The sequence below is a fragment of the Arthrobacter sp. D5-1 genome (assembly GCF_017357425.1).
GTDB lineage: Bacteria > Actinomycetota > Actinomycetes > Actinomycetales > Micrococcaceae > Arthrobacter.
Window position 1 is genome coordinate 3481505 of the sequence record NZ_CP014571.1, and the last position, 21122, is coordinate 3502626.

The following is a 21122-nucleotide window of genomic DNA, read 5'->3' on the forward strand; positions in this document are numbered from 1 at the left end:
TAAGGAAACAGATCATGACCGTCATTACCGAAACCAAACTCGAATTCGCCAAGCTGGGCTCCCGCATCGGCGCCGAAATCCGCGGGCTGGACATCAGCGGAGATCTCAGCGAGGACACCGTGGCCCAGATCAGGGCAGCCCTCAACGAGCACAAGGCGTTGGTTTTCCGCGAGGCCAACATCCTCACCGACGAAGCCCAGGTGAGGTTCGCTTCGCACTTTGGACCACTGACCAAGGCGCACCCCACGGTTGCTTCCGTAGATGGTGAAGAGAACGTCCTTCCCGTCGACAGCGAGAACGGCTCTGCCAACAACTGGCACACGGACGTCACGTTTGTGGTCAACCCGCCTCAGGCGTCCACGCTGCGCAGCATCGACCTTCCGGCTTACGGTGGCGAGACGTTGATCGCGTCCTCGGCCGGCGCCTACCAGGATCTCCCGGAGGAGCTGCGCACGTTCGCGGACAACCTGTGGGCCATCCACACCAATGACTACGACTACTCGGTACCCAAGAACCTTGAGCACTCCAATGCGGAAGAGCGTCGCAAGGAGTTCACCCGCTTGAAGTTCGAGACCGCCCACCCCGTTGTACGGGTGCACCCTTTGACCGGCGAGCGCGGATTGTTCATTGGGGGCTTCGCGCAGCGGCTGAGGATCGTGGGCTTGTCCAACACCGAGTCCAAGGACATCATCCGTCTGCTGCAGGCGTACGTGACGCGTCCGGAGAACGTGGTCCGGGTGAACTGGGAGCCAAACCAGGTAGTCCTGTTCGACAACCGCATCACCCAGCACTACGCCCCGGACAACTACGATGGCCAGCCGCGCAAGCTCAACCGCGTCACCATTGCCGGCGACATTCCCGTCAGCATCGACGGAAAGCCCAGCCAGGCCATCCAGGGTGACTCAAGCACCTACTCGGTAGTGGCCCCGATCAGCCACACACCGTAGGCGCACTCCATGTGTTGCTGTTCCCACCCAACTGAGTCGCAGTACAGCGCGTTTTGAGGCCTCATAACGCGCACAACTGCGACTCAGTTGGGTTAAAACGGGTTTAGGGGATGTTGTTTCCCCGGGCCGCCACCCACAGTCCATACCACTGGGCACGGGTCATCTCCTCCGCGACAACTGCCGCGTCGGCGCATGCCGCAATCCGGGCGGGATGGGTGGTTCCCACTACCGGAGAAATCCTGGCCGGGTGCTTCATCAGCCAACCCAGCAACACTGATTCCGGCGTAGTGTTCTTCTCCCCTGCCATCTGTTCCAGCATCTCCGCTACTGCCAACTCGGCCGGTGAGAGCTCCTCAGGCTTCGCTCCGGTGTAACGCCCTTGCGCCAGGGACCCATAGGCCTGCAGTTCAATCCCGTGTCTCATGCAGTGTTCCAGGGTCCCGTGCGGAAAGCTGTACCCCACCCCCTCCGCATGGTTGACCAGCACACCGCACTCCAGCCAGTCCCGGCGAAGCAGGCTCATTTCCAATTGGTCCGCCACAAGGGGCGTCTCCAACTGGTCCTGAAGGAACGCGATCTGGGCTCCGGACATGTTGGACACACCCAGTTGCCGCACCTTGCCTTCCGCCGTCAACTCTCCGACGGCGGCCGCCACCTCACGCGGGTCCATCAGCGGATCGGGGCGGTGCAGCAGCAGCACGTCTACATAGTCGGTCTGAAGCCGCTTCAGGCTCCCGTTGACCCGTTCGAGGATCGCTTCCCGGCTGAGGTCGTAATGCGTCGCCAACCCACGCTCCCCCAGCCTGATACCGCACTTGGTTTGCAGCTGGATCTTTTCACGCAGGCCCCGCGAACGGGCAAGGACTTCACCGAAGACGGCCTCGGACTTTCCGTTGCGGTAAATGTCAGCATGATCGAAAAGCTCAATCCCGATGCCCACGGCGGCGTCGACCACCGCGGCGGCCTGATCGATCTCAGCTGCGCCATAGGACGTTCCGTCCCACGGGCCACCGAGTCCCATGCAGCCATAGACGAGGCGTCCCCGCCCGTTCGCATTCGTCATAACTTCCGTCTTCTGCCGCAGCGCTACGCGTTGCTGACTACCCAGGCAGTGGTGTCGGAGGGCAGCTTGCCGTTCTCCAGCGGACCGCTGGCGACCACCACGTCACCTTCAGGCAGCTCAACAGGCTCGCCGCCAAAGTTCGTGACGGTATGCCAGCCACCCGGGCGGCTGAAGTGCAGCACGTCCTGGTTTCCGGTTTCCACCCACTCAAGTTCCTCAGCCGTCTGGAGTTCTCTGCGCAGGCCCAACGCCTTGCGGTAGAGCTCCAGCGTGGAACCGTCCACGCCGTCCTGGGTGGATACTGCGTAATCCTTGAACCACTCCGGCTGGGGAAGGTGCGCCTTGCCCGCGCCGAAGCCAAACGACGTACCTTCCGCCGTCCACGGCAACGGCACCCGGCATCCGTCGCGCCCGATCTCCACGCCCGGGTTGCGGAAGAAGGACGGGTCCTGGCGTTCCGAGTCAGGGATCTCCGAGACTTCACGCAAACCGAGCTCTTCACCCTGGTACAGGTAGGCCGAGCCCGGAAGCGCGAGCAGCAACAGCGTGGCGGCGCGGGCACGACGCAAGCCAAGTTCGACGTCGAGCTCTTCAGCCGGTGCGCCGGCTAGCAGCCAGCCCTTGCCATCCTGCCCCTTGGGCTTGCCGCCGGTGATGTCCTGGGCCGCATTGGTTCCCTGCGCAACGGAGCCGCCCTTGGGAAGGCCGTACCGCGTGGCGTGGCGGACGACGTCGTGGTTGGAGAAGACCCACGTGGACGAAGCACCTGATTCCTTGGCTGCCACGAGGTTGTCCGTGATGATTTTCCGGAAGGATGCAGCGTCGAAGTCGGACTGCAGGAGATCGAAATTGAACGCCTGGCCCAGTCCTTCGGGGCTTGCATAGCGGGCACGGCGGGACTCGTGGACCCAGGCCTCGGCGACAGCCGTACGGGGCGGGTTGTACTCATTGAAGAGCTTGCGCCATTCCGCGTACACCTCGTGGACTTCATCGCGGTCCCAGAACGGGTGGGAACCATCGGTGAAGCCATCGGTCCCGTGGGCCTTGGCTTCGAGGTCGGCCTTCATGGGCAACGGCTCGGACAGATCCTTGGCCATGCCGTGGGCTACATCGATCCTGAAACCATCAACGCCGCGGTCCGACCAGAAACGCAGGGTCTTCAGGAAGTCCTCACGGATCTCCGGGTTCTCCCAGTTGAAGTCCGGCTGCTCCTTGGCAAAAATGTGCAGGTACCACTGGCCGGGAGTGCCATCCGGCTCGGTGATGCGATCCCAGATGGGGCCGCCAAAGACGGAGTCCCAGTCCGACGGCGGCAGCTCGCCGTTCTCGCCCCGGCCGTCACGGAAGATGTAGCGCTCGCGGGCAGCGGAGCCCTTGGGTGAAGCCAAGGCCTCCTTGAACCACTCATGGCGGTCGGAGGAATGGTTGGGGACGATGTCCGCCACGATCTTGATGCCGGCGGCGTGCAGGGCCTCAACCATCTCGTCAAAGTCCTCAAGCGTACCCAGCTTCGGATCCACATTGCGGTAGTCATCTACGTCGTAGCCGCCGTCAGCGAGCGCTGAAGGGTAGAAGGGGCTCAGCCAGACGGCGTCGATTCCCAGTTCCTTAAGGTAGGGAACTTTGGCGGTGATGCCCTTGATGTCGCCCAGTCCGTCCCCGTTGGCGTCGTGGAAGCTGCGGGGATAGATCTGGTAGACAGCCGCCTGGCGCCACCAGTTGGGGTCGGCCATGCGGTCTACTTCGGTATGGTGTGCCTGAGTGGCGGAGGTGCTCACGAAACTCCTTTGATTTAGTATCTAAATTTATATCCCGGACCAGTATGAAACGGCCGGACACCGCAGGTCAACAGGCCTAGCCCTTTACGGCCCCCTGGGTAACCCCTGCCATGACCCACCGCTGCGTGAACAGGTAGGCAATTATCGCCGGGGCCATTGCCATCAGGTAGGACGCGAAGGACACGTGGTAGTTGTTGCTGAACTGGGTCTGGAACAGGTTTTGCCGCACTGGGAGTGTCTGCAGGGACGGATCGGAGATGATCAGCGACGGCATCATGAAGTCATTCCACGCATAAAGGAAGGCGAAGATTCCCACGGTGGCGCTCATTGGAGCGAGAAGCGGGAAGATCAGCTTCCAAAAGGTCTGCCAGGTGGTAGCGCCGTCGATCCTTGCACTCTCCTCCAACTCCATCGGGATGGACCGGAGAAATGCGGTGAACAGAAGGACGCTGAAACTCAGCTGGAACATGGTGGCCAGCAGGATCACACCGAACGGATTGTCCAGGCCCAACCGGCCCGTGAGCTGGATCTGCGGCAGCGCCACCACGGGGAACGGAATGAACATTGCCCCCAGCAAGTAGAAGAACGAATACCGGAAGAGCCGGCGCTCCCAGTTTCGAACGATCGCATAAGAAGCAAAGGCCGCAAGGATGATGGTGGCCACCACCGTCCCGGCAGTCACCAGCAAGGACATCGCGGCGCCAACAGGGAAGTTTGTCAGCGTCCAGGCCTGGACGAAGCCGTCAAAACTGAAGGGAGCCGGGAAGGAGAAGGCGTTGCCATCCACCGCCTGCCCCTGGGTCTTCAGCGCCATGGAGATTGTGACGTACAGCGGCAGGAGCACGGTGACCGCGCACAGGATGAGGATGGTGGTTGCCGGCCAGTTGACGCGTTCGACGGCGGACTCGGACCGGCGTCGGCTCTTTCCGGTGGGCTGGGTGGTGGGCTCGGTGATGGCGAGGGTGGCTTGATTGGTCATCAGAGTGCATTCCGTCCGCGAGTCAGCGAAAGCTGTACGAGAGAGATAACAATGGCCACTACGAAAAAGATCGTGGCGTTGGCCATCTGGTAGGCGTAGTCGCCGCCGTTGAAGCCCGAGATGACGGTCATCGCGATGCTTCGGGTTGAGGTGCCCGGGCCACCGTTGGTCAGGCCAACAATGATGTCGTAGGCGTTCAGGAAGCCTTTGAACCCCAGGATGATGTTGATGACCACGTAGCCCGATACCAGCGGAAGCGTGATCTTGACCAACTGCTGGAACTTGCTGGCTCCATCGATTTCCGCAGCTTCATAGACGTCCCCCGGCACGGCCACCAGTCCTGCGATGTAGATCAGCAGTGCACCCGGCACAGCCTGCCAGGCAGTGACCAGCACAATGGCTACCCAGGCGAGGTCCGGGTTTGCCAGCAGGCTGTTCTCCAGCCAGGGAATCCCGGCAGCGGCGCCAAGGGAGGGCAGCGAGTTGGAGAACAGGAAGTTGAAGACGTAGGCGATGATGATGCCCGAGACCACCATGGGGATGACGAAAATGGTCCGCAGCGCCGATTTCATCCTGATGCGCGAGGTCAGCCCGACGGCCAGGAGGAACGCCACCACGTTGACGGCGATCACGGTGACGATGGAGAACCCGAACGTGAACAGGTAGCTCTGCAGGATGGCGGGGTCGGTGAAGATGGCAACGTAGTTGGTCAGGCCGACAAATTCCCAGTCACCGATTCCGATCGAGTTGGTGAAACTGAAGAAGATGCCGATGATTCCCGGAATGGTGATGGCCAACGTGAAGAGGATGAGGCTGGGGACGAGGAAAAAGTAGAAGATCGGCTCGACCCGGCGCGTGCTGCCCTGCCGCTGACGGCCCTGCTTGGCCGAAACCTGCTTCCGGCCGTCCTGCCCGGACGTAGTGGGGGTGGTGATGATGGACATGATGTTGACTCCCTGCTTCGGCGCTACTGGCGGAAAGCCAGCCGCGCCCAGTCTGCGTCGAGGGTGCTAAGGGTGGAGGTGGGGCTGGCGCCGAAAACGAGGGCCTGCGTGTAGTTCATGATCGGGATGGTTTTTGGTACCAGCACTGAAGGACCCTGGTAGACCTGGGATTGCTCGTAGTACCGCACCATTCCTTCAATCCGGGGATCGGGAGCCGCAGCTGAATCCTTGGTGGGAGTGAAGCCCAACTGCGATTTGTTGTAGGCATCGATCACTTCGGGCCGGTAAAGGTACTCGAGGAAGTCCTTTGCGGCCTCCTTGTGTTTGGAGGCCTCAGGGATCCAGGCGGCCAGGTCCACGTTCACCCGGACACGCAGGTCCTGGGGGTCTTCGGTCATGGGCAGCGGGAAGGTTCCAAGTTTCAGGTCAGGGGCCGTCTTCGCGATCTCGCTGAAGGCCCACGGACCCTGCAGGTACATGGCGGCCTTGCCCTGGGAGAACGCCAGGTTGCCGTCGCCGTAGGCGCGGCTGGCTGCATCCTTGTTCACGTACTTCGAGGCCAGTTCCAGCATCTTGCCAACAGGCTTTTCAAAGTCCTTCTGGAAGGACACTGCAGATTTTGGCCCCACGTTGGTGCCTTCGGCGGAAAGCTTGTCAAAGAAGTCCAGCGTGTCCACCTGGCCGCCCACGGAGTAGTCGAACCAGCCCTGGGCGATGGTCCAGTCGTCCTTCCACGTGGCGTAGAACGGCGTCACTCCAGCGGCTTTGAGTTGATCGCATGCTGCGGTCAGCTCACTCCAGGTGGTGGGCACCTTGATGTTGTTGGCCGCGAAGATTTCCTTGTTGTAGATGACCGAGGAGGCCATGATCGAGTAGGGCAGCGCGCTGGTGCGGTCCGGGTAGGTCCCGTACTGGTCCATCAACGGCTGGAGATCTTCGCGGATCCTTGACGCCGCTGCCGTACCGGAGAGATCGCTCAAGGCGCCCCGCTGGACAAAGCGTGAGGTTTCCATGTTGTAGTTCGCCAAGGCGATGTCCGGCGGATTTCCCCGGACGAAGCTCGCGGACACCACATCCACCCCCGAGGTGTCCAGGACAACCTCGGTGTCGTTCTGGGAGGCGTTGTAGTCGGCAACGAGCTTGGTCATGAAGCCAATGGCTTCGCGCTTGCTGAACGTGAAGCGGATGGTTTCCTTGCCCGATTCCCCTGTGCAACCGGAGAGGAGACCGGCCAGCAGGGCCAGTCCGAGGCTCATCGCCGCAAGGCGCTTCTTACGCGTAGGTTTCACAGACTCCGTGGTCCTTTCGTCGTGCGGACCGCTGTGGCCGCCGTGCCCGGGGTGGTCGCTGCTGACCATCCCGAGTTTAGATAGGAGATAAATTTATGACCTATCGCTAGTTTGGGTGACGTGCGCCACAGCGTCAAGCTTTTAACGGAAGCGCGTCACAATCTAAATTTATGTACTAAATTTAGAGAGATCGTTCTATCGCTCCCGATAGACGCCCAAGAGTTTGGAGTACCCCATGCTGAGCGGGACTGCACCGTCAACCCAACTGGTACGCCGGGTCAACGCCAGCGCAATGCTCAAAGCCATGCGCGGCGCCGGTGTCCTCACCGGAACCGAGTTGATGGACTCCACCGGGCTCTCGCGCGCCACCGTCATATCGATCTGCGATGAACTGGTCCGGCTCGGTTGGCTCCAGGAGTTGGAGAGCCAACGGGGTACCGGGGACTACGTCAAGGGACGCCCGGCCCGCCGCTTCGTGTTCGACGATGACGCGGCCAGCGTCATCGGCATCGACATCGGCGCCACCAAGATCACGGCAATCGTGGCCAACATGGCAGGGGCATCCCTGTCCAGGGTCACCATGCCTTTCCGCACCTTCAACCTCCCTGCCGATGAACGCGCCGACGTGCTGGACCGCATTGCCGCCGACGCCCTGAAGCAGGCAGGAGTCACTGCGGATTCAGTGCTGGCGGTCGCCGTGGGGGTTGCCGCACCGGTCAGCCGCGACGGCGAAGTCCTCACCGTCCAGGAATTCTGGAGGTCCTTCGACGTCCGCAGGATCGTCGCTGAGCGGCACGGCTGGCATGTCCTCCTGGAAAATGACGCCAACCTGGCCGCCTTGGCCGAACGGTGGCAGGGCACCGCGCAAGGAGTGGACAACTTTGTGGTGATGTTGGCCGGTGACCGCCTGGGCTCGGGCATCCTTGAATCCGGACGCCTGCTCCGCGGCCAGCTCGGAGGCTTCGGTGAACTGGGCTATCTGGACACCGTGGAAGGCGTGGGAGACACCTACGGAATTGCCCACTACGCTGCCCGGTGGGGCCGCGAAGCCATGGAAGCCAGCACCACTACCTCGCTGCACACTCTCTGTGGCAGCGATCCTGAATCCTTGAGCGCCGAAATGGTCTTCGAAGCCGCAGCAGAGGGCGATGACGCCGCACGAACCGTGCTGGACCGCCTGTCTGAACGCATGGCCCGGGTCATCGGTTCAGTCAGTACGTTGGTCAACCCGGACCTGGTGGTCATAGCCGGGGCCGTGGCGGCCTCGGCCCACGCACTGATTCCGGGCATTGAAGAGAAGATGACGGAGTTCACCTTCACTCCCCCGCGCCTGGCAACCTCACCCTTGGGCGATGGGATCGTGTCCCTCGGCGCGATCCGGCATGCACTGGATTATGTCGAGGAACATGCCCTGGACCTTTACCCCGCGTCGCTGCCGAAACACGAGGCTGCCGGCTGACCGCTTCTTGCCCCTCGGCCCGGCAGGCGGCCAGTCCGGAATTCGGCTAGTCCGGCATCGACATGGTGCGCAGGTCCAGTTGCCTCAGCACGCGATCTGCGACTTCCGGATCAGTACCCAGCTCGTTCCGGGCCGCCACCACTTCCTGCCGTGCAGCATCCAACGCGATGGTCTGCACCGCGATGGACAACTCCCGTCCGCGCTTGCGCTTTTCAGCGACCGACTCGTTCTGCAGGGTGCCATCGAGCAACTCCGCATGCAGTCTGCGCATCTTTTCCTTGACCAGCGCCACCTTCTCCGCCGGGAGTTCCTTCATGAGGTCGTGGTCCTTCAAGGCGGCGACCGCAGCCGACTGGGCGCGCTTGGCGAGGACCTTGGCGGCATCCTGCTCGTGAGAACCATCTTCGGTGGCCTTCAGCACCCGCATGAGCCATGGCAAGGTGAGGCCGGGAAGCACCAGGGTTGCCAGGAGGACGGCGCAGGCAATCACCAGGATCTCGTGCCGGGCCGGGAAGTCACTGCCATCCGGCAGGGTCAAGGGAAGCGCCAGCGCCAACGCCAACGTAGCCAGGCCGCGCATGCCACACCACGTCAGGATCAGCACTTCCTTGGGTGAGGTGGGCTGCAGGAGGTTCCTGCGCCTCCGGGCCGTCAGGGCAAGCAGGCCCAGCCACAAGAACCGGACGACGAACACCAGGATGCAGATAACCACAGCCATGCCGATCATCCCGAAGATCGCAGTCCCCTCGTCCCGGATAACGTGGCGGATCTCCAGCCCCACCAGGCCGAACGCCAGACCTGTGGCAAGCAACTCCACCACATCCCAGAACGCCGTCCGCGTAATGCGTTCAGCGGCATCCTGCGGCCGCGTATGGCGCTGCAACTCCAAGGCGGTGACGACGACGGCCACCACACCTGATGCGTGCAACTCTTCCGCGAGAATGTAGGCGGCGAACGGAACCACCAAGGTGACGGCACTGCGGGCAACCATGGACGTGACCAACGTGGTGATGAACTTGGTCAGCCAACCCATGGCGATGCCGATCACCACAGCCAGCGCGGCTCCGATGATGAACTGCGGAATGACCTCCGGGCCCACTTCCTTCCCGGACACGGTGGCCGCCACGGCAGCCTGGAAGATGACGATGGCAGCAGCGTCGTTGAAAAGCCCTTCGCTTTGCAGGACCGTGATGAGGCGGCGCGGCATGTGGACGCGGCCGGCTACCGACTCAACGGCAACGGGATCCGGCGGGGCCACCATGGCACCCAAAGCGATGGCCGCCGGGATTCCGATGCCCGGGATCATCAGCCAGGCAGCACCGGCCACTACAGCCGTTGACACCACCACCAGAGCTACGGCCAGGAGCAGGAGCGTTTTCCACCGCACCCTGAAGACGGCCCACGAGCTCTTCTGGGCGGTGGCGAACAGGAGCGGCGGAAGGAAGATCGGCAGGATCAGCTCAGGCGAAATTTCAAACTCAGGGAAGCCCGGGATGAAGGTCAACGCCACAGCCAGCAGCAGCATCAGGACCGGGTACGGAAGCCGGAGCCGGTCCCCCAGGCCCACTGCCACCACCGTAGCCAGCAGCAACCCGACAATGAGCGCCAACTGATCCATGTTCCTGCTTCCCCAGACGTTGTAAGGCCCTCCCCGGACAAAGCCGAAAAAGTTCCCTACCAACATATCCCGGGAGTGCAGACGGTCCATGCGGAGTGACGGTCCACGCCTCCGATTCCGGGTCAGTCCTCCGTGAGCGCGTCCACCACGTCCGCGGTGCCATCCTTGAACGCAATGGTCCGGTGGATGGTGCCGGGCAGTTCCAGGACGGCGGCCGTCACCAGCGCAACGTTGGCCCGCGACGTCTGTGTTCCGCTGCCGGGGTTCTCGGGGTCGGTCTGGATCAAGCCCGTTGCAGGCTCGTCGGTCAAGGTTCCCGGGCCCAGGATGGTCCAATCGAGGTCGGTGGCACGCAGGTAGTCGTCCGCAGCAGCCTTGGCCTCCGCGTAGGCGAAGAATGGATTGTCAGCTGGCACTCCATGGTCCTTCGCCGCGCCGATGTAGGACACCATGACATACCGCTTGACGCCGGCCTGTGCGGCGGCGTCCATCGATCGGATGGCGGCGTCGCGGTCCACGGCATAGGTCCGGTCCGGGTTGCCCCCGCCGGCCCCGGCCGACCAGACCACGGCGTCGTGGCCGTCGAGCGCTTGGGCGAGTTCCGCCGTCGTCGAGTTTTCCACATCAAGCACCTGCGCTTCTGCGCCGGTTTCCGTGACATCTGCCACATGATCGGGATTTCGGATGAAAGACGTGACGTCGTGACCTTCGCCACTGAGGATGCGGGACAGATGCAGGGCCACTTTCCCGTGGCCGCCAATGATTGCGATTCGACTCATGGACCCATTCTGTCCCACGGAACGAAAAAAGACCCCGCAGGCGAATGCTGCGGGGTCTTGCTCTGTAGCGGTGGGGAGGCTCGATCTCCCGACCTCACGATTATGAGTCGTGCGCTCTAACCAACTGAGCTACACCGCCACGAATGAGAAAAACCTGTGTCAAGCCGGTCAAAACCGCCTTGACACAGGCCCTCATTCAGAGCCCCCCACCGGAATCGATCCGGTGACCTCGTTCTTACCAAGAACGCGCTCTACCACTGAGCTAGGGGGGCAACGAGTAAATACTCTACCGGACGTTTTCAGAAGCTACAAATCGGCGAAAGCACGCGGAAAACAGGCGTCGACACAATTTGCGAAGACGCGGTTTCCTTGATCTATTTTCGCCCTCTTCGACTGCCCGAATCAGGGCAGACGAAGGACCTGTCCGGGGTAGATCCGGTCTGGATTGGGCACAGTATCGGCGTTGGTCGCGATCAAAGCACCGAGATCCACTCCGAACTGTGCGGCGATGCCGCTCATGGTGTCTCCCTGCTCCACCACCACCTCCGTGACGCGCGGGGCCACAGGTCCCTGCTGTCCTGCCCCGACAGCGGCCTCAGAGGCCGCCTCCTGCGCCTGCAGCCGGACCTCGGGGGCATCGGGTTCCAGTCCTTCCTGACGGGCCTCCTGGGCTGCTGCGGCGTCCGCGGCTGCCTGTTGTTGGGCCGCCTGGGCTGCCGCGGCCTCGGCGGCGTCCCGGTCAGCTGCTGAAACCCCGACGGCGGCAGCGTCCTCCGCGGCCTGGCTTCCGGCTGATGGGGCTGCTGGAGCGGTGGCCTCGGCGGGAGCTGCGTCGCGGGCAGCGGACCCTGCATCATCCCTGTGATCCTTGTCGCCGTGCAGTAATTGATCGCCGCGCCCCTTGTCACCCAGGCCCAGGTTCTTCTTCACGTTGTCCAGCAATCCCATGGAGCACCCTCCTGCGTTCTGCTTGCGTTCTGGTTGCGTTCTGCTTGCGTTCTGCCGTGCCTCGATCGTACGGCCGGCCGGGGCCTCAGGGAACCCGTGCCCCCTATGGGACGCCATGGAGCGGGATCGGGGGGCGATGGAGCATCGACGTTAAATGCCGCAGGGGGCCGGCTCGAAAGCCGACCCCCTGACGGGAATAACTGAGTGTCCAGCATGTGGTGGTGTTTACCACCAGGAAGTGTTTACCACTTGCCCTTGCGGTTGAAGTCGCGGTTTGCGCCTTCGCCACCGGTGCGGGGCTTGCGGGCGCCGTCACCATGACCGCCGAAGCGTGAGCCGCTGGCCTGGCCGCGATCGCGGTCGCCGTAGCTGCCTGCAGTGCGCTCGGAACGGTCGCTGTAGGAGCGGCCGCCACGGTCAGCGGAGGTACGCTCGCCGTCGGACTTGCGGAAGTCCTTCTTGAAGCCACCATTGCCCTTGAAGTTGCCGCCACCACGGTTCTCGCGGTCGCCATAGCCACCACGTCCACCGGCGCCACCACCGGAGTAGCTGCCGCGGTCTCCACTGGGCTTGCGGCCGTTGTCCAGTTCGAGGTGGATCAGTTCGCCACCGATGCGGGTGCGGGACAGAGCGCGCAACTGATCCGCGCTCAGGTCTGCCGGAAGCTCCACGAGGGAGTGGTCCGAGCGGATGTCGATGCCACCGATCTGTGCGGAGGAAATGCCACCTTCGTTGGCAATGGCGCCAACGATGGAGCCCGGCATGACACGCTGACGGCGTCCGACGGCGATCCGGTAGGTAGCGTTGCCCTCGGTGAGTGCGCGGGTCGGGCCACGCGAGCCGAAGCCGTCCTTGGAGCGCTCGCGCTTCTGGTACTCAGGAGCGGCAGGCAGTTCCTTGACCAGCAACGGCTGTCCACCCTGGGCCATGACGGCCAAGGCTGCAGCGATCTCGGAAGCCGGAACGTTGTGCTCTTCCTCGTAGGAGGAGATGAGGTCGCGGAACGCTGCAACATCCTCGGACGCAAGGGTCTCGGTGATGCGCTCGGCGAACTTGCCCAAGCGCAGCGTGTTCACGGTCTCGGCGGTGGGCAGGTGCATCTGCTCCACCGGCTGGCGCGTTGCCTTTTCGATGGAACGCAGCAGGTACTTCTCACGCGGCGTCATGAACAGGATCGCGTCGCCGGAACGGCCTGCACGGCCCGTACGGCCAATGCGGTGCACGTAGGACTCGGTGTCATGCGGGATGTCGTAGTTGATGACGTGGCTGATGCGCTCCACGTCAAGGCCACGGGCAGCGACGTCGGTAGCGACGAGGATGTCGATGCGGCCTTCCTTCAGCGCGTCCACAGTGCGTTCGCGCTGCTGCTGCGGGATGTCGCCGTTGATGGCGGCAGCCTGGAAGCCGCGGGACTTCAGCTTGTCGGCGAGGTCCTCGGTAGCCATCTTGGTGCGCACGAAGGCAATAACGCCGTCGAACTCTTCAACCTCGAGGATGCGGGTCAGTGCGTCCAGCTTGTGCGGGCCCATGACCTGGAGGTAACGCTGCTTGGTGTTGGCACCGGTGGTGGTCTTGGACTTCACCGAGATTTCAGCCGGGTTGTTCAGGTACTGCTTGGACATGCGGCGGATCTGGCCCGGCATGGTGGCAGAGAACAGCGCAACCTGGCGGGTTTCCGGAGTCTGCTGGAAGATCTGCTCAACGTCATCGGCAAAGCCCATGCGCAGCATTTCGTCAGCTTCGTCCAGCACCAGGTACTGGAGCTCGGACAGGTCCAGGGAACCCTTGGCGATGTGGTCGATCACGCGGCCGGGGGTACCGACAACAACCTGGGCGCCACGGCGCAGTCCGGCGAGCTGCGGGCCGTAAGCCGAGCCACCGTAGACCGGGAGGACAGTGAAGTCGTCAATGTGCTTGGCGTAGGAGGTGAAAGCCTCGGCAACCTGGAGGGCCAATTCACGCGTCGGGGCCAGGACCAGTGCCTGGGTCTTGCGTGAGGGACCGTTGAGGTCGTGGAGTTCTGCCAGGCGGGACAGGGCGGGAACAGCGAAAGCTGCGGTCTTGCCGGTACCGGTCTGGGCGAGGCCAACGACGTCGCGGCCTTCGAGGAGCAGCGGGATGGTGGCTGCCTGGATGGGTGACGGCTTCTCGTAGCCGACATCCTGCAGCGCGGCCAGAACGCGGCCGTCGATGCCAAGATCGACGAAGCGTACGCCTTCTTCTTCCGCTTCTTCTGCCTTGGGGGCAGGAGCTTCGGTTTCTTCTGCCTTGGGAGCAGGAGCTTCGGTGAAGGTGGGGGCTGCAGACTCGGCTGCAGCGTTCTCGACGGGGGCAGCGGCAGCAGCCGGTGCTTCAGCTTCGGCGGGCGCGGTGGTCTCTGCTGCAACAGCGGACTCAGCGGACTCAGTGGTCTGGGCGTCGAAGTTTTCGTTGAGATTTTCGGTCATAGGGGGAAATTCCTCATCCATAGGGTAGTCGGCGCGGCCCGGTTGGGCTTGGCCGCAGTACTCGTCGCGAAGGCAGGCAAAGTGCCCTGCTCTCGCAAGAAGTCCGGCGCTATCGCAATCCCATGGCAGGACTTCCCGCTGCATCTCTTGGCTGCTATCCCAGCAGTCTGTACAGCGTTTTCTTTAGCCGGCTCTCCCTATGAAAATGCCCGCACACAATTGCGGGCCCCAACACTTACCAGTCCTGCCTCAAGAATTGGGCAGGATAAAGGGATTTCCGGAGTGGGGGATATTTCAAGTGTAGGGCACGGGGTGGCCTCACCGCGACTTAAGCCTCAAGGAAGGGCGGTGAGCTTGTTCACACCCTTGCTGTCAGCGCCGCTTCGCAACTACTGAAGGCCGTGACGGCGCAGGACTTTATCGAACGTGGAGTGGTAGTCGTCCTGGAGCCGGATCTCCCCGTCGGCCTGCGCATCGAGCAACGCCTGGACAAGGTCCGGCGTCGGCTCGCTGAACCACTGGCCCACCGTGATGCCATGCTTCGGGACGAACGTCCGGTGAATATGGTCGCCTGCGGACAAGGTCCCTGTCTTGATCACCCGGAGGTACGTGCCCACACGTCCGGCCTGCGTGAACCGCTTCACCCACTGCGGCTCGTCCAGAACCCGCTGGAACGTAGCGCAAGGAACCCGCGGGGACGTCACTTCGACCTCCACTTCCAAGCCGATCCGCCACCGTTCCCCGATGACGGCACCGGTGGTTTCGATGCCGGCCACCCGCAGGTTCTCGCCGAAGAGACCGGCCGGCACCTCCCGTTGAAGCTCGCCCGCCCAGTAATCGGCATCCGCCTGCGAATAGGCATACAGCGCTTGGTCTTCTCCACCATGGTCGATGCGGTTCGCCTGCACATCCCCGTGGACGCCCAGTTTATGAACCTTGACGGGTCCTTCGACGGGGCGCTTGTCCAAGGCTGTGACTCCCACACTGCCGGAGTCGGGCAACAGCTGGTGGACACGGCAGACGGCCAGGAGGGAAGCAGTGTTCATGGGATCAGTCTACGGACGGTCCGGGGCGGGGTTAAGGATCAAAACGGTAGCCCATGCCCGCTTCCGTGTGCAGATGGCGGGGCTCTGCCGGATCCCGCTCCAACTTCCGGCGCAGCTGGGCGATGTACACGCGCAAGTATTGGGTTTCCTTGGCGTAGGCCTGCCCCCACACCTGGGTGAGGATCTGCTGCTGGCTCACCAGCTTCCCCTTATTACGGACCAGCAGCTCCAGGATGTTCCACTCCGTAGGCGTCAGCCTGACCTCAGCCCCGTCCTTCACGATTCTCTTGCCTGCCAGGTCCACCATGAAGTCGGTGGTGGCCAGCGTTGGTTCCTCATGCCCGGTGACCACACGGCGCGAGGCGACCCGAAGCCGGGCAAGCAGCTCATCTAAACCGAAGGGCTTGGTCACGTAGTCGTCCGCACCGGCGTCGAGCGCCTCCACCTTGTCCTCCGACGCGTGCCGGGCAGAGAGCACAATGATGGGCATGCTGCTCCAGCCGCGGATCCGGCGGATGATCTCCACGCCGTCCATATCCGGCAGCCCGAGGTCCAGCACCACGATCTCCACAGGCTGCTTGGCAACGGCCTGAAGGGCATCGGCACCGTTGCCTACCGACAACGCCTGGTAGCCATGGGCCTGAAGCGTGACCTGCATGGCGCGGGCGATCCGGGCCTCGTCCTCGACGATAAGTACCAGCGTCATTGCGCGCCACCAGTCCACAGCGGCAAAGTGACCACCATGGTCAAGCCACCACCCGGCGTCGGCTCCGCAGCGAGTCTCCCGCCCATGGCCTCGCAGAACCCCTTGGCCACTGCGAGGCCCAGCCCGATCCCGCCGCCGGCAGTGTGTCCGGGCGCCGGCGAATCACCGAAGCGCTGGAACGGCTGGAACATGGTGAGGACTTCCTCACTGCCCACTCCCCTGCCATGATCGACAATCCGCAGTTCGCCGGCAGGCCGGTCACCCAAGGTGATGCCGGCACCAGCCCGTGCTGTCAGGACCACATCCGATTCCGGTGCGTACTTCACGGCGTTCTCAACGATATTGGCCACCACGCGCTCAAGCATGCCGGCATCGGCCTGCACCGGGGGAAGGTTGGGTGGCAGTTCGTTGCGGAGGCGCTCAGGCGGAAGACCTCGCAGGGCCTGCGGCAGTACCTCAGCCCAGCCGATCCCGGTCAGCAGCGGATTGACCGCGTCTGCGGTGATTCGGGACATGTCCAGGAGATTATCCACCAAGTGATCCAGGCGGTCCGCATAGTCCTCGATGGTCTCCAGCAGTTCCCGCTCCACCTCTGGAGGAAAACTCACGTCCTCCTGGCGCAGGCTGCTGACAGCCAGCTTGATACCGGCCAACGGCGTCCTCAGGTCATGCGACACGGCGCGCAGAATGGATGTCCGCATCTTGTTGCCCTCGGACAGCCGGACATTGTCCCGCCGGCTCTTCACCAACTGTTGCCGCTCGCGCACGGCCACCACAAAGGCTCCGAAGGCGGCCAGCAGCCGCTGGCGCTGCGGTGTCAGGGGTCCGCCGCGCAGCAGCAGCGTGTACTGGGGATCGACGACGGCGGCATGGTCGGCGGCGGCATGGGTCACCGGCGGATTGGGGCCGGCGCTCGCCAGGACCTGCGATGCGGGAGCCGCCCCGGGCGTGGCTGCCGCGCCCGGGGGTGCGGAGCCCAACAACGTCACTGCTTCCATGCCAAGGTTGCTCCGGACCTTCTCAAGGAAGGTCTCCAGGCTTCCATCCGAACTCAGGATCCGAAGAGCCAACTCGCTCAGGGCAGTGGCTTCGGCTTCGGATCGTGCTGCTTCCTGGGCCCGCCTGCTGGCCAGGCCCACCGCGAGCGCCACACCGCAGGCCACTGCCAGGAACACCACCAAGGTGAACAGCGTGGTGGGGTCGGCAATGGAAAGCGAGCCAACCGGATCGGCCGAGAAGTAGTTCAGCAGGAAGCTGCCCAAAACCGCGGCCACCACTGCAGGCCACAACCCGCCGATCGCGGCGACCGCAACCGCCACGGCCAACTGCAGCAGCATGATCATGGCGAAGTTACGGAAGTTCAGTAACGTCACCAAGAGTTCGACGGCGGGCGGCAGCATGAGTGCCAGCACCAAACCTGTCACCACACGCCCCCGGCCGATGCCTCGAACCGGCGGGAGCCGGAGCAGCACGCCGTCGTCGCCGTTGCTGTAGGTCTCAGGTGCCGCCATGGCTACATCCTTACACGCTTCCCGCGGTGGGGAGTTCTCCCCATTTACCGGCGTCATCCGTGCCTGCACGGCGCGCAAGGACTAGGCTTGCTCTGAGCATTCCGGTCCGGTGTACCGCCGGACACTTCAACGGTCTATCCAGGGGGATATACATGGGCCCGAAAGACAGCCCTGACGCAGCCGGCAACAACGGCAGCAGCAGGGACAACAACAGCGACTTCGGAGCGGGCAACAATCCGCCCAAGCCCCCACCTTGGCAGGTGCCCAAGCCAGAACTCCACCCTGAGCTGTTCACTCCTGTTCAGGAGAACCCGCAACAGGACAAACCGACGCGGAAGAGCAGGAAGGCACCTGCAGGCGCTGCTCCCAGCGCGACCGGAGCTCCTCAACCGGGGCAGCCCCTCCCCGTGGTGGATCCGTTCGCCAAGGAACGCGAACGCGGCGAGGCCGAGGCAGCGAAGAAGAAGAAGCGGTCGCAGCGCCGCACCGTCGTCGTCGGCCTTGGCGTGACAGCACTGTTGGCTGGAACCATTACCGCGATCGTTGCCAGCAACGAGCAGGAAGCTGACTACGCCCAGGTCTGTTTCAATGAGGAAACCGGCGAGCGTGTTGACGACAACGAGTGCAACAACAGCAGCTCGGCCGGCCGTAGCTCCGGTGTCTACGCCTGGTACTTCTACTCCCGCGGCGCCAGCGTGCCTGCTGTGGGGCAAAACCGCAACGCCTACCCGAGCTACACCAAGAACGTCCCAACAGGAGCCAAGTCCTCCACGGGCTACAGCACCAAGGGTGGAACGGTCAGCCGCGGCGGCTTTGGCAGCAGCTCCAAAAGCGGCGGAAGCTCGGGAGGCTAGGCGTGCGTCGACTGCCCTCCGAGCCCAGGCCGGACTGGAAGCAAAAGATCGAAGAACAGGGCCTGGTTTTTTCGACCACCACCATGCCCGACGGCCGCAAAATCGAATACTGGAACGAATCGGCGTATTACGAATTCACCGTGGACGAGGTGGAGACCCTCGAGAAAACCGCGGAAGAAATGCACATCATGTGCCTGGAGGCCGCCAAGTACCTGGCCACCGGCGCCATGGGCGATCTCGGCATTGGGCAGCAAGCCCTGGAGTTGGCAGGCGAGTCACTGCTGGCCGCGGATGTGGATGTCTATGGCCGTTTTGACTTCATCTATGACGGCAAGGGCGGCCCGGCCAAGATGCTGGAGTACAACGCCGATACCCCTACCGGGCTGATCGAAGCCTCCGTGGCCCAATGGTTCTGGCTCCAGGACGTCTTCCCGGAAAAAGACCAGTGGAACGGAATCCATGAGGCCCTGATCCGGCAGTGGAAGAAGCTGCAGTTCCGCACGGGCATGAGCACGCTCCACGTGGCCCATTCCGAAGCGGAGGAATCCGGCGAGGACTGGATGACGGCGGCCTACATGCGGGATGTCGCAAGCCAGGGTGGCTGGACCACCATCGGCATCAACATGTCCGACATCGGCTGGGACCCCAACCTGAACCGGTTCGTGGACCTGGACAACTTCATGATCAGCACCATGTTCAAGTTGTATCCATGGGAGCTGATGATGAAGGAGCCGTTCGGGCAGCGCCTTCTGCAGCGCGCCCACAATCCGCGCTGGGTTGAGCCGGCGTGGAAAATGCTGCTTTCCAACAAAGCACTGCTGGCGGCCCTGTGGCATCTGTACCCCCACCACGAAAACCTGCTGCCGGCCTACCTCGGCGATCCCGGCCCACTCAAGGAATGGGTGGCCAAACCGCTGCATGGACGCGAAGGCGACAACATCCGCATCCACGCCCCCGGCATTGAGATCCAGCAGCCAGGCGGCTATGGCCGTGAAGGCTGGTGCTTCCAGCAATACCACTCCCTGCCCGACTTCGATGGCAACCATCCTGTCCTGGGTCTATGGGTAGTGGATGGCGAATCCGTCGGTTGCGGCATCCGGGAATCGGACGGCCCCATCACGGACTACTTCTGCCGTTTTGTCCCCAATACCATTGACGCCCCGGCGCCCATCGCGCCCCCTGCTACTTCCTACGGAGCTGCACTATGAGCACTGAAACCTCGACGCCGGGTGGCGGCTCAGCGGGCGGCGACCCCACCGCCGTCGTGCCCTCAAAAGGCCTTCACGCCGGGATCCTTGACCTTGGCGACTCCGTCATGCTGGGCCTGGCATCCACCGCGCCCGTCTATTCGCTGGCGGCCACGCTGGGGCTCATTGTTGCCGTCAACGGAAACTACACGCCGCTGATCCTGATCCTCGGCTTCCTCCCGGTCCTGTTCATTGCCTACGCCTTCCGTGAGCTGAACAGCGCCATGCCGGACTGCGGCACCACGTTCTTCTGGGCCCGCAAAGCCTTCGGCCCGTGGGCCGGCTGGCTCGGCGGTTGGGGCGTGGCCCTCGCCGGAATCGTGGTTTTGGCCAACCTGGCGCAGATTGCCGGCAAGTACCTTTGGCTCCTGATCGGCGATGGCTCCCTGGCCGACAACACGTGGCTGGTGACGGCCACCGGCGTGTTGTTCATCGTATTCATGACATATGTGAACCATCGCGGCATCCGGCTGGGCGAGCACGTCCAACGCACCCTGACCTATATCCAGTACATCTCACTGGGTATCTTCGCCGTGGCCATTGTCTTCCGCATTGCCGGCGGAGCGCCTGAAGGACAGGCGTTCGACTTTGAATGGTTCAACCCGGCCGGCGCATTTGCCGACCCCGGCGCAGTGGTCCATGGTGTGCTGCTGGCGTTGTTCATCTACTGGGGCTGGGACACGTGTCTGGCCCTCAACGAGGAAACCGAAAACCCTGCCAAGACCCCCGGCCGAGGGGCCGTCATCTCAGCCTCCGTGCTGGTGGCGATCTACGTTTCCGTAGCACTGCTGGTGATGATGTACGCCACGATCGGTACTGACGGCATCGGCCTGGGCAATGAGGCCAACCAGGATGACGTCTTCCTGGCCATGAAGGACGTAGTGCTGGGTCCCTGGGGCTGGCTGATCATCGTGGCTGTGCTGGCGTCCGTCCTGTCTTCCACACAAACCACCATCCTGCCCACCGCGCGCGGAACACTGTCCATGGGCGTGCACGGTGCGCTCCCCGCCCGGTTCGGCAAGGTCCATGAGCGCTTCATGACCCCGGGCTTCTCCACCCAGGTCATGGGTGCGGTGGCCGTGGTGTACTACGTAGCCATGAGTTTCCTCAGCGAAAACCTGCTGTCCGATTCCATCAGCGCCATCAGCTTGTTCATCGCGTTCTACTACGCCCTGACCGGCTTCTCCTGCGTGTGGTTCTTCCGCTCCACGCTGAAGGATTCTGCCCGCAACCTGTGGTTCCGCGGCATCCTGCCACTCCTCGGAGCGTTGTCCCTGACGGCGGCGTTCTTCATCTCGGCAGTGCAGATGTGGGACCCGTCGTACGGGGACACGCAGATCTTCGGCATCGGCGGGGCATTTGTCAGCGGCGTACTGCTGCTGGCCCTTGGTGTTGTGCTGGCCATCGTGTGCCGCTTCGCACCGTCCACCCGCGGCTACTTCACCGGTGAGCGGCCCGAGGCCGGAGTGGTACGCGGCGAATAGTCTTGGCGCACGTTCCCGGTTAG

17 protein-coding genes and 2 tRNA genes are annotated in these 21122 nt (G+C 63.2%); 5 read left to right on the top strand and 14 right to left on the bottom strand.

Features of this window, described 5'->3' with window-relative positions:
• The first annotated feature begins 14 nt into the window (after positions 1–14).
• The gene (locus AYX22_RS16055; RefSeq protein ID WP_207594277.1) at positions 15–947 is read left to right on the top strand and encodes a TauD/TfdA family dioxygenase; all 933 of its coding nucleotides are present in this window, start codon (positions 15–17) and stop codon (positions 945–947) included.
• Between the two features lie 103 nt (positions 948–1050).
• On the opposite strand, the gene AYX22_RS16060 is transcribed toward AYX22_RS16055, so the two are convergent.
• The 5 genes from AYX22_RS16060 to AYX22_RS16080 form a co-directional block, all read right to left on the bottom strand.
• Positions 1051–2010 carry an aldo/keto reductase gene (locus AYX22_RS16060; protein WP_242703356.1) on the bottom strand — a complete coding sequence of 320 codons (960 nt, stop codon included), beginning with the start codon at positions 2008–2010 and terminating at the stop codon, positions 1051–1053.
• Between the two features lie 23 nt (positions 2011–2033).
• Positions 2034–3788 carry a glycoside hydrolase family 13 protein gene (locus tag AYX22_RS16065; protein WP_207594278.1) on the bottom strand — a complete coding sequence of 585 codons (1755 nt, stop codon included), beginning with the start codon at positions 3786–3788 and terminating at the stop codon, positions 2034–2036.
• 76 nt (positions 3789–3864) lie between these two features.
• On the bottom strand, positions 3865–4767 hold the full coding sequence (locus AYX22_RS16070) for a carbohydrate ABC transporter permease (RefSeq protein WP_207594279.1): 903 nt from the start codon (positions 4765–4767) through the stop codon (positions 3865–3867).
• Complete coding sequence (locus AYX22_RS16075) at positions 4767–5711, bottom strand: sugar ABC transporter permease (RefSeq protein WP_207594280.1); 945 nt, start codon at positions 5709–5711, stop codon at positions 4767–4769. Before AYX22_RS16075 ends, AYX22_RS16070 begins: the two co-directional genes overlap by 1 nt.
• A 23-nt stretch (positions 5712–5734) precedes the next feature.
• Positions 5735–6967 carry an extracellular solute-binding protein gene (locus AYX22_RS16080; RefSeq protein WP_207597617.1) on the bottom strand — a complete coding sequence of 411 codons (1233 nt, stop codon included), beginning with the start codon at positions 6965–6967 and terminating at the stop codon, positions 5735–5737.
• Between the two features lie 268 nt (positions 6968–7235).
• Here AYX22_RS16080 and AYX22_RS16085 point away from each other — a divergent pair, with 268 nt between their 5' ends.
• Positions 7236–8459: an ROK family protein gene (locus tag AYX22_RS16085; protein ID WP_207594281.1), complete on the top strand. Its 1224-nt coding sequence runs from the start codon at positions 7236–7238 to the stop codon at positions 8457–8459.
• Positions 8460–8505: 46 nt separating this feature from the next.
• Here the strand turns inward: AYX22_RS16085 and AYX22_RS16090 are convergent, their stop codons facing one another.
• From AYX22_RS16090 to AYX22_RS16130, 9 genes are all read right to left on the bottom strand, one after another.
• Complete coding sequence (locus tag AYX22_RS16090) at positions 8506–10077, bottom strand: Na+/H+ antiporter (RefSeq protein ID WP_207594282.1); 1572 nt, start codon at positions 10075–10077, stop codon at positions 8506–8508.
• Between the two features lie 122 nt (positions 10078–10199).
• Entirely contained in the window at positions 10200–10856 is a 657-nt protein-coding gene (locus AYX22_RS16095; RefSeq protein ID WP_207594283.1) for an NAD(P)-binding oxidoreductase, read from the bottom strand.
• Positions 10857–10921: 65 nt separating this feature from the next.
• Positions 10922–10995: transfer RNA gene (locus tag AYX22_RS16100), tRNA-Met, on the bottom strand.
• A gap of 61 nt (positions 10996–11056) precedes the next feature.
• Positions 11057–11128: transfer RNA gene (locus AYX22_RS16105), tRNA-Thr, on the bottom strand.
• A 130-nt stretch (positions 11129–11258) separates the two neighbouring features.
• On the bottom strand, positions 11259–11804 hold the full coding sequence (locus tag AYX22_RS16110) for a LysM domain-containing protein (protein ID WP_207594284.1): 546 nt from the start codon (positions 11802–11804) through the stop codon (positions 11259–11261).
• Positions 11805–12046: 242 nt separating this feature from the next.
• Positions 12047–14251 carry a DEAD/DEAH box helicase gene (locus tag AYX22_RS16115; RefSeq protein ID WP_207594285.1) on the bottom strand — a complete coding sequence of 735 codons (2205 nt, stop codon included), beginning with the start codon at positions 14249–14251 and terminating at the stop codon, positions 12047–12049.
• A 389-nt stretch (positions 14252–14640) separates the two neighbouring features.
• Entirely contained in the window at positions 14641–15297 is a 657-nt protein-coding gene (locus tag AYX22_RS16120) for an MOSC domain-containing protein (protein ID WP_207594286.1), read from the bottom strand.
• A 31-nt stretch (positions 15298–15328) separates the two neighbouring features.
• A complete protein-coding gene (locus AYX22_RS16125) occupies positions 15329–16003 on the bottom strand; it encodes a response regulator (protein WP_207594287.1) in 675 nt (224 codons plus the stop codon).
• A complete protein-coding gene (locus tag AYX22_RS16130) occupies positions 16000–17514 on the bottom strand; it encodes an ATP-binding protein (protein WP_207594288.1) in 1515 nt (504 codons plus the stop codon). Before AYX22_RS16130 ends, AYX22_RS16125 begins: the two co-directional genes overlap by 4 nt.
• A gap of 152 nt (positions 17515–17666) precedes the next feature.
• Here AYX22_RS16130 and AYX22_RS16135 point away from each other — a divergent pair, with 152 nt between their 5' ends.
• Genes AYX22_RS16135 through AYX22_RS16145 form a run of 3 tightly spaced genes read left to right on the top strand, consistent with a single transcriptional unit; the run spans position 17667 to position 21099 of the window.
• Entirely contained in the window at positions 17667–18368 is a 702-nt protein-coding gene (locus AYX22_RS16135) for a Tat pathway signal protein (protein ID WP_207594289.1), read from the top strand.
• A gap of 2 nt (positions 18369–18370) precedes the next feature.
• A complete protein-coding gene (locus AYX22_RS16140; protein WP_207594290.1) occupies positions 18371–19576 on the top strand; it encodes a glutathionylspermidine synthase family protein in 1206 nt (401 codons plus the stop codon).
• Complete coding sequence (locus AYX22_RS16145) at positions 19573–21099, top strand: APC family permease (protein ID WP_207594291.1); 1527 nt, start codon at positions 19573–19575, stop codon at positions 21097–21099. The genes AYX22_RS16140 and AYX22_RS16145 overlap by 4 nt, the downstream gene beginning before the upstream one ends.
• Positions 21100–21122 lie beyond the last annotated feature (23 nt).

Excerpts from the sequence above, each read along its gene's own strand:
- AYX22_RS16085 (WP_207594281.1), top strand. The coding sequence starts at position 7,236 with ATGCTGAGCGGGACTGCACCGTCAACCCAACTGGTACGCCGGGTCAAC.
- AYX22_RS16080 (WP_207597617.1), bottom strand. The coding sequence starts at position 6,967 with ATGAGCCTCGGACTGGCCCTGCTGGCCGGTCTCCTCTCCGGTTGCACA.
- AYX22_RS16145 (WP_207594291.1), top strand. The coding sequence starts at position 19,573 with ATGAGCACTGAAACCTCGACGCCGGGTGGCGGCTCAGCGGGCGGCGAC.
- AYX22_RS16070 (WP_207594279.1), bottom strand. The coding sequence starts at position 4,767 with ATGACCAATCAAGCCACCCTCGCCATCACCGAGCCCACCACCCAGCCC.
- AYX22_RS16115 (WP_207594285.1), bottom strand. The coding sequence starts at position 14,251 with ATGACCGAAAATCTCAACGAAAACTTCGACGCCCAGACCACTGAGTCC.
- AYX22_RS16130 (WP_207594288.1), bottom strand. The coding sequence starts at position 17,514 with ATGGCGGCACCTGAGACCTACAGCAACGGCGACGACGGCGTGCTGCTC.
- AYX22_RS16095 (WP_207594283.1), bottom strand. The coding sequence starts at position 10,856 with ATGAGTCGAATCGCAATCATTGGCGGCCACGGGAAAGTGGCCCTGCAT.
- AYX22_RS16055 (WP_207594277.1), top strand. The coding sequence starts at position 15 with ATGACCGTCATTACCGAAACCAAACTCGAATTCGCCAAGCTGGGCTCC.
- AYX22_RS16125 (WP_207594287.1), bottom strand. The coding sequence starts at position 16,003 with ATGACGCTGGTACTTATCGTCGAGGACGAGGCCCGGATCGCCCGCGCC.
- AYX22_RS16075 (WP_207594280.1), bottom strand. The coding sequence starts at position 5,711 with ATGTCCATCATCACCACCCCCACTACGTCCGGGCAGGACGGCCGGAAG.
- AYX22_RS16060 (WP_242703356.1), bottom strand. The coding sequence starts at position 2,010 with ATGACGAATGCGAACGGGCGGGGACGCCTCGTCTATGGCTGCATGGGA.
- AYX22_RS16090 (WP_207594282.1), bottom strand. The coding sequence starts at position 10,077 with ATGGATCAGTTGGCGCTCATTGTCGGGTTGCTGCTGGCTACGGTGGTG.
- AYX22_RS16135 (WP_207594289.1), top strand. The coding sequence starts at position 17,667 with ATGGGCCCGAAAGACAGCCCTGACGCAGCCGGCAACAACGGCAGCAGC.
- AYX22_RS16110 (WP_207594284.1), bottom strand. The coding sequence starts at position 11,804 with ATGGGATTGCTGGACAACGTGAAGAAGAACCTGGGCCTGGGTGACAAG.
- AYX22_RS16120 (WP_207594286.1), bottom strand. The coding sequence starts at position 15,297 with ATGAACACTGCTTCCCTCCTGGCCGTCTGCCGTGTCCACCAGCTGTTG.